The 6400-nt window shown below is 33.7% G+C and carries 7 protein-coding genes; 6 read left to right on the plus strand and 1 reads right to left on the minus strand.

From position 1 onward, the window contains the following. The first annotated feature begins 42 nt into the window (after positions 1 to 42). The 6 genes from hemB to DIS18_RS04540 are packed head-to-tail and all read left to right on the plus strand — an operon-like array spanning position 43 to position 5070. Positions 43 to 1032: a porphobilinogen synthase gene (gene hemB / locus DIS18_RS04515; protein ID WP_109351826.1), complete on the plus strand. Its 990-nt coding sequence runs from the start codon at positions 43 to 45 to the stop codon at positions 1030 to 1032. Positions 1033 to 1058: 26 nt separating this feature from the next. Next, positions 1059 to 2144 carry a CNNM domain-containing protein gene (locus DIS18_RS04520; protein ID WP_109351827.1) on the plus strand — a complete coding sequence of 362 codons (1086 nt, stop codon included), beginning with the start codon at positions 1059 to 1061 and terminating at the stop codon, positions 2142 to 2144. Continuing rightward, on the plus strand, positions 2144 to 2617 hold the full coding sequence (locus tag DIS18_RS04525) for a methylated-DNA--[protein]-cysteine S-methyltransferase (RefSeq protein WP_109351828.1): 474 nt from the start codon (positions 2144 to 2146) through the stop codon (positions 2615 to 2617). Before DIS18_RS04520 ends, DIS18_RS04525 begins: the two co-directional genes overlap by 1 nt. Further along, on the plus strand, positions 2618 to 3148 hold the full coding sequence (locus DIS18_RS04530) for a DUF4442 domain-containing protein (protein ID WP_109351829.1): 531 nt from the start codon (positions 2618 to 2620) through the stop codon (positions 3146 to 3148). It begins immediately after the preceding gene. 60 nt (positions 3149 to 3208) lie between these two features. Then, entirely contained in the window at positions 3209 to 4360 is a 1152-nt protein-coding gene (locus DIS18_RS04535; RefSeq protein WP_109351830.1) for a serine hydrolase domain-containing protein, read from the plus strand. After that, positions 4357 to 5070 carry a 3'-5' exonuclease gene (locus tag DIS18_RS04540; RefSeq protein ID WP_109351831.1) on the plus strand — a complete coding sequence of 238 codons (714 nt, stop codon included), beginning with the start codon at positions 4357 to 4359 and terminating at the stop codon, positions 5068 to 5070. Before DIS18_RS04535 ends, DIS18_RS04540 begins: the two co-directional genes overlap by 4 nt. Positions 5071 to 5129: 59 nt before the next feature. Here the strand turns inward: DIS18_RS04540 and DIS18_RS15005 are convergent. Then, positions 5130 to 6400 (minus strand): immunoglobulin-like domain-containing protein (locus tag DIS18_RS15005; protein WP_219930751.1); only part of this gene is annotated, 1271 nt, incomplete at its 5' end.

The raw sequence follows: 6400 nt of genomic DNA on the forward strand, positions 1-6400 counted from the left end.
TGAGCGCAGTCGAAACCTATCAAAATAATAAAACATTTTACTATGTTCCCATTAAGAAGAAACCGAAGATTAAGAACCAACGAAGCCATTCGCTCATTAGTTCGCGAAACCATCATAACACCAAACGATTTTTTAGTGCCACTTTTTGTAGTGGAAGGTAAAGGCGTAAAAGATGAAATTTCATCAATGCCAAATTACTTTCGTTACAGTTTAGATTTATTAGAAAATGAAGTAAAAGAGCTTTGGAAACTAGGTTTAAAATCGGTGTTGCTTTTTGTTAAAGTGCCTGATAACTTAAAAGACAATAAGGGCACAGAGGCACTTAACCCAAACGGTTTGATGCAACGCGCCATTAAAACCGTGAAAAATGCATGCCCTGATATGTTAGTGATGACCGATGTGGCTCTAGACCCATATTCGGCTTATGGACACGATGGTATTATTGAAAACGGACAAATTATTAACGATGATACTGCTGAAGTGTTAGCGGAAATGAGTCTATCACATGCTGAAGCTGGAGCAGATTTTGTTGCTCCTAGTGATATGATGGACGGTCGTATTTTAACCATCCGTGAAGCTTTAGAAGATGAAGGCTATACCAACACAGGCATTATGAGTTATTCCGCTAAATATGCTTCTGCGTTTTACGGACCTTTTAGAGATGCTTTAGATTCAGCCCCAGTTGATATTAAAGATATTCCAAAGGATAAAAAAACCTATCAAATGGATTATGGCAACCGCTTTGAAGCCATTAGAGAAACCGAAATGGATATTGATGAAGGCGCAGATATCGTAATGGTAAAACCAGGCATCTCATATTTAGATATTCTAAGAGAAATTAAAAACGAAGTGGATGTGCCTGTAGCTGTTTACCAAGTATCCGGAGAATATGCTATGATAAAAGCTGCTGCTGAAAAGGGTTGGTTAGATCATAATCAAGTTATGATGGAAACCACTACTGCCTTTAAGCGTGCAGGTGCTGATATAATAGCGAGTTATTTTGCTAAGGATGTTGTTAAATTGATTTCGTAAATTAGCCATCAACAAAAATTCATTTAATGAGCGCATTAATTTTTTGGGCAACCATCTCTATTTTCTTTTCTTTTTTATGTTCTATTCTTGAAGCTGTTTTACTCAGCGTAACTCCAACGTTTATAAACGTTAAAAAACAGGAAGGTAAAGACTATGCTTTAACTTTAGAGAAATTAAAAAAAGACGTAGACAAGCCGTTAATTGCAATACTTACATTAAACACCATTGCCCACACTTTAGGTGCTATGATGGTTGGTATAGAGGCAGAAAAACTACCTTATAAAATTGAACTTTGGGGCATAAACACTGTTGGAGTTGTTTCAGCAATCATGACCTTTTTAATTTTAGTGGCTTCGGAAATTATTCCAAAAACCATTGGTGCTACTTACTGGAAAAAACTTGCAAATTTCACTTCAAAAGCATTAACTATTTTAATTTTTCCTTTAAAATGGACAGGGATTTTATGGCTACTTCAACTCACAACTAAGTTAATTGGTGGTAAAGGTCATGGAAGTGTTTTAAGTCGTGAAGGTTTCTTGGTAATGACAGATATGGCTCATGAAGAAGGGGTTTTTCAAGAAAACGAAAGTAAAATCATTAAAAACTTATTGACGTTCAAAGAGATTTTTGCCAAAGATGTTATGACACCTCGAACAGTCATGAAAACAGAAAATGAAAAAACTACAGTTGAAGATTTTTTCAAGCGCAACTTAAATCTTCGATTTTCAAGAATTCCAATTTATGCTAATGATTCAGACAACATCATTGGTCTTGTTTTAAAAGACGAGATTTTTAAGGAGATGGCATTAGATAATAACTCTAAAAAACTATCTGAGATTAAACGAGATATTATTGTTGTAGAAAGAAATTTACCTATTCCTACCCTGTTTGAAAAATTAATAGAAACAAGGAACCATATGGCCTTAGTTGTTGATGAATATGGTTCTGTAAGTGGATTAGTAACTATGGAAGATGTTATTGAAACACTTCTAGGTTTAGAAATTATGGATGAAAGTGATAACATTTCAGATCTTCAACATTTAGCAAGAAAAAGTTGGGAAACTCGCGCCAAAAAACTTGGTATTATTGAAGAAGATAAAACCTCTGAATAATGGAGGAATGCATCATCAAATCACCTTTAGGGTTTACCAAAATTGTTGGTGATGAAGATGGTATTGTTTCTGTGACAGTTCTTAATTCAGAAGAAAAAATCACAGATATTATTCCAATTGAATTAGAAGATTGTACTATTCAACTTAATGAATATTTTGAAGGAACACGAAAAGAATTCGACTTAAAATTGAATCCCTCAGGAACAGACTTTCAGAAAAAAATATGGACACTACTTAAGTCTATTCCTTACGGAAAGACAACTTCATATTTAGAACTTTCAAAACAATATGGAGATGTAAAAGCGATTCGTGCTGTAGCAAATGCTAATGGTAAAAATCCACTTTGGATTATAGTGCCTTGTCATCGTGTTATAGGTAGTGATGGCTCACTAACTGGTTATGCAGGTGGGTTACATCGTAAAAAATGGTTATTAGAGCATGAAAGTCCTTATAAGCAACAATCTCTTTTTTAAATGTACCGAACACTTTCAAGAGTAGCAGAACGTTTTTTTACTAAGGCTCAAATTTACAAATATGGGTTCAATTGGTCGCCTATGTATAGACGCTCTACCGGAAAAGTAATTGAAGTTTCTGAAGATTTACATATTGTTAAAATTAAAATTCCTTTAAGCTGGAAAAACAAAAACTATGTAGGCTCTATATTTGGTGGTAGTATGCTTTCTGCTACTGACCCTATTTACATGATTCAACTTATGAATATTCTAGGAAATGATTATGTGGTTTGGGATAAAGCGGCAATCATCAAGTACAAAAGACCGGGAAAAGAAACCATATTTTGCGAATTTACATTTACTCCTGAAGAAATAGTTAACATTAAAAATAATGTTAAAGATAAAGGCGAAATTGATATTATTAAAACACCAAATATTATTACAAAAGAAGGTGCCGTTATTGCTGAACTAAGCAAAACTATTTACGTTGCTAGTAAAGCATTCTACAAGACTAAACGCAAACAAAAAGCCAACTCATCAACCAAAAAGTAAAGCTTCAAGTTTATTAGAAAAGAATTTTCTTATCTTTAGTTTTTACAATAAACTAAGCACATGAGATTTTTAAAAAAGTTCTTCAAATGGGTAGTTATTCTATTCGGATTACTCATAATTGCCTTATACATTACAGATACTGATTACCTCATTAAAGCGGTAAGAACTATTTATCTTCAAGGTTATACAACAGCTTATCTAGAAGATTACAAGAAATTTGATAACCAAGTTATTGAAAACGGCACACCTCAACCTTGGCCTAATCATAAAAACTATAATGCTGTAAAAGAAACTATAGGCTTGGATTCCATTAATAAAGCAAATGGAACTGTTGCTTACGTTATAATAAAAAATGATAGTATTTGGTTTGAAAACTATTATGGTGGATTTAATGAGAACTCTCAAACCAATTCTTTTTCGATGGCTAAGAGTTACGTTTCTGGACTTCTAGGAAAAGCCATCATGGAAGGTCATATAAAAAGTTTAGATCAACCTGTTAGTGATTTTCTACCTACTTTTAATGAAGGGTTAGCAGCTAAAATGACTGTTGGAGATTTATCTAGTATGTCGTCTGGTACTACTTGGGATGAAAAATATTATTCTCCATTTTCTATAGTAACACGAGCTTATTTTGATGATGATTTAGAAAAAGTTATGTTGGGTTTAAAAGTTGAAACAGAACCTGGAAAATCTTTCAAATATTCAAGTGGAGATACTCAAATGTTGGCTATGGTAATTGAAAAAGCCACAGGGAAAAAACTTTACAATTATTTAACCGAAAGCTTTTGGAAACCTTTGGGATCTGAAAACTCTACGCTTTGGCAAGTTGATAGTGAAAGTCATGATTTAGTTAAAGCATATTGCTGCATTGCAAGTAATGCAAAGGACTTTGCCCGTTTTGGAAAGCTTTACAAAGACCATGGAAAATGGGATGGTAAACAAATTTTAGATTCTACTTTTGTGGCAAAATCGATAAAACCTGTTCATCCTGATGGTGACATGTATGGTTACGGCATATGGTTAAAAACTCTTGGCAACAAGCACTTTTTTATGATGCGTGGACACTTAGGACAATATGTTATTGTAGAACCAAATGACAATGTTATTATTGTTAGACTGGGACATTCAAAAGGAGATAATACTCAAGTTGGTCAATTTACAGGTGATATTTTTACATATATTGATGAAGCCTATAAAATGCTAAATGAATGATTTCAAAATTAGATTTAGAAAATATATTATTTCTAGATATTGAAACCGTCCCAGAAGTCCAATATTTCTCTGATTTAGACGAAACAAAACAAGCGCTTTGGGAACATAAATCGCAATATCAAAGAAAGGATGATTATACTGCTGAAGAATTTTATAATCGTGCAGGTATTTGGGCTGAATTTGGTAAGATAGTTTGTATCTCGGTTGGCTATTTCAATATTTTAAATGATTTAAGAACTTTTAGAACCACATCATTTTATGGTGATGAAATTACGCTTCTTAAAAATTTTAAAAACCTTCTTATTTCTCATTTTAGCCAAACTAAGCATCTGCTTTGTGCACATAATGGGAAGGAATTCGATTTTCCATACATCGCTAGACGCATGATAATTAACAATATTGAATTACCTTATAAACTAAATCTTTTTGGTAAAAAACCATGGGAAGTACCTCATTTAGACACCTTAGAATTATGGAAGTTTGGTGATTATAAAACCTATACATCCTTAAAATTAATGACTAATGTATTAGGTATTCCTTCACCTAAAGATGATATTGATGGGAGTGAAGTTTACAGGGTTTATTATGAAGAAAACGAAATAGACCGAATTATTACGTATTGCGAAAAAGATACTATTGCAGTTGCTCAAATTTTTCTTCGATTACGTGGTGATGCACTTTTAACTGAAGATGAAATTATTCATATATAAAAAAGTCCAGATTAAAATCTGGACTTTTTATTCTTGAGCTAGTCTTTGCTATTAATAGTCTACTCTTTTATAAATCGTTTCATCATTTTATCATCTCCATTAGTCACTTCAATATAATACATACCAGCTTCCAATCTTTCAACAAGAATGTCTTTAGACGTTTCTCCAGTATTTACAATCTGTCCTAATGCATTTATTATTCTATAAGTCATATTTCCTCCCCTTGAAGTCTTTATACTTAAGATATCTGCAACAGGGTTTGGAAATAAAGTAAGTTTGTTTTTAACGAACGTGTTTTTAGTAACATCTAAAACACTAGAGGGCGAATCATCATTCTTAGGCGTATCATCCCTTAGCAATAAAGCTCCTGTTCCTCCTGAACCAGTAATTACAACTTGATCTATAAAAATCTGATCATTATTTCCTGATGCATCACATCTTAATCTGAACTGGGCATTACTCGACAAATTATATTGAGACGTATTTAAGGTGACTGTAAAATTGTCAAAAGCACTATTTACAAAATCGGTGCCTCTCGCCCAAGTTTCTATAGTCACAAATCCTGAACCATCATTATACTGTAACCAGAAATCTTCTCCGACTTCCATACTATGTGAATAGAAAAAGAAATCAAACTCAACTTCACTAAATGATGATAAATCAAAGATAGGAGATGTCATTGATGAAGCTACACCAGAATTATCACGGATTCGAATAGAGAAATTGCCCTCATATGATCTTGAATCAGATCTCCTAGCACAATCAACTCCACCATCTTGCCAGCCATCCCAACCAGATTCAAAATATCCTTCATGGATAATTACATCTGTTGGTATGCTTATCACATTTACTGTTCGCACCACTTGAGTTGCTGCATTTCCTGCAGCATCACTAACATCGTAGGTTACTAAATACGTTCCTGCTGTGTTAGTGTCTACGACATCACCACCTACAGCTATATTGGCTGTAATATCGCCATCTAAATTATCTGTGGCTGTTGCACCTTGTTCTGTATAAACATCACCGACATTTAAATCAATTAATGCATTTCCATTTAAGGTAATGACTGGTGCTGTGGTATCTGGTATTACATTTACTGTTCGCACCACTTGAGTTGCTGCATTTCCTGCAGCATCACTAACATCGTAGGTTACTAAATACGTTCCTGCTGTGTTAGTGTCTACGACATCACCACCTACAGCTATATTGGCTGTAATATCGCCATCTAAATTATCTGTGGCTGTTGCACCTTGTTCTGTATAAACATCACCGACATTTAAATCAATTAATGCATTTCCATTTAAGGTAATGACTGGTGCTGTGGTATCTG

The organism is Algibacter marinivivus (genome assembly GCF_003143755.1).
GTDB lineage: Bacteria > Bacteroidota > Bacteroidia > Flavobacteriales > Flavobacteriaceae > Algibacter_B > Algibacter_B marinivivus.

Coding starts and splice junctions, on each gene's coding strand:
- hemB (WP_109351826.1), top strand. CDS start 43: ATGTTCCCATTAAGAAGAAACCGAAGATTAAGAACCAACGAAGCCATT.
- DIS18_RS04520 (WP_109351827.1), top strand. CDS start 1,059: ATGAGCGCATTAATTTTTTGGGCAACCATCTCTATTTTCTTTTCTTTT.
- DIS18_RS04525 (WP_109351828.1), top strand. CDS start 2,144: ATGGAGGAATGCATCATCAAATCACCTTTAGGGTTTACCAAAATTGTT.
- DIS18_RS04530 (WP_109351829.1), top strand. CDS start 2,618: ATGTACCGAACACTTTCAAGAGTAGCAGAACGTTTTTTTACTAAGGCT.
- DIS18_RS04535 (WP_109351830.1), top strand. CDS start 3,209: ATGAGATTTTTAAAAAAGTTCTTCAAATGGGTAGTTATTCTATTCGGA.
- DIS18_RS04540 (WP_109351831.1), top strand. CDS start 4,357: ATGATTTCAAAATTAGATTTAGAAAATATATTATTTCTAGATATTGAA.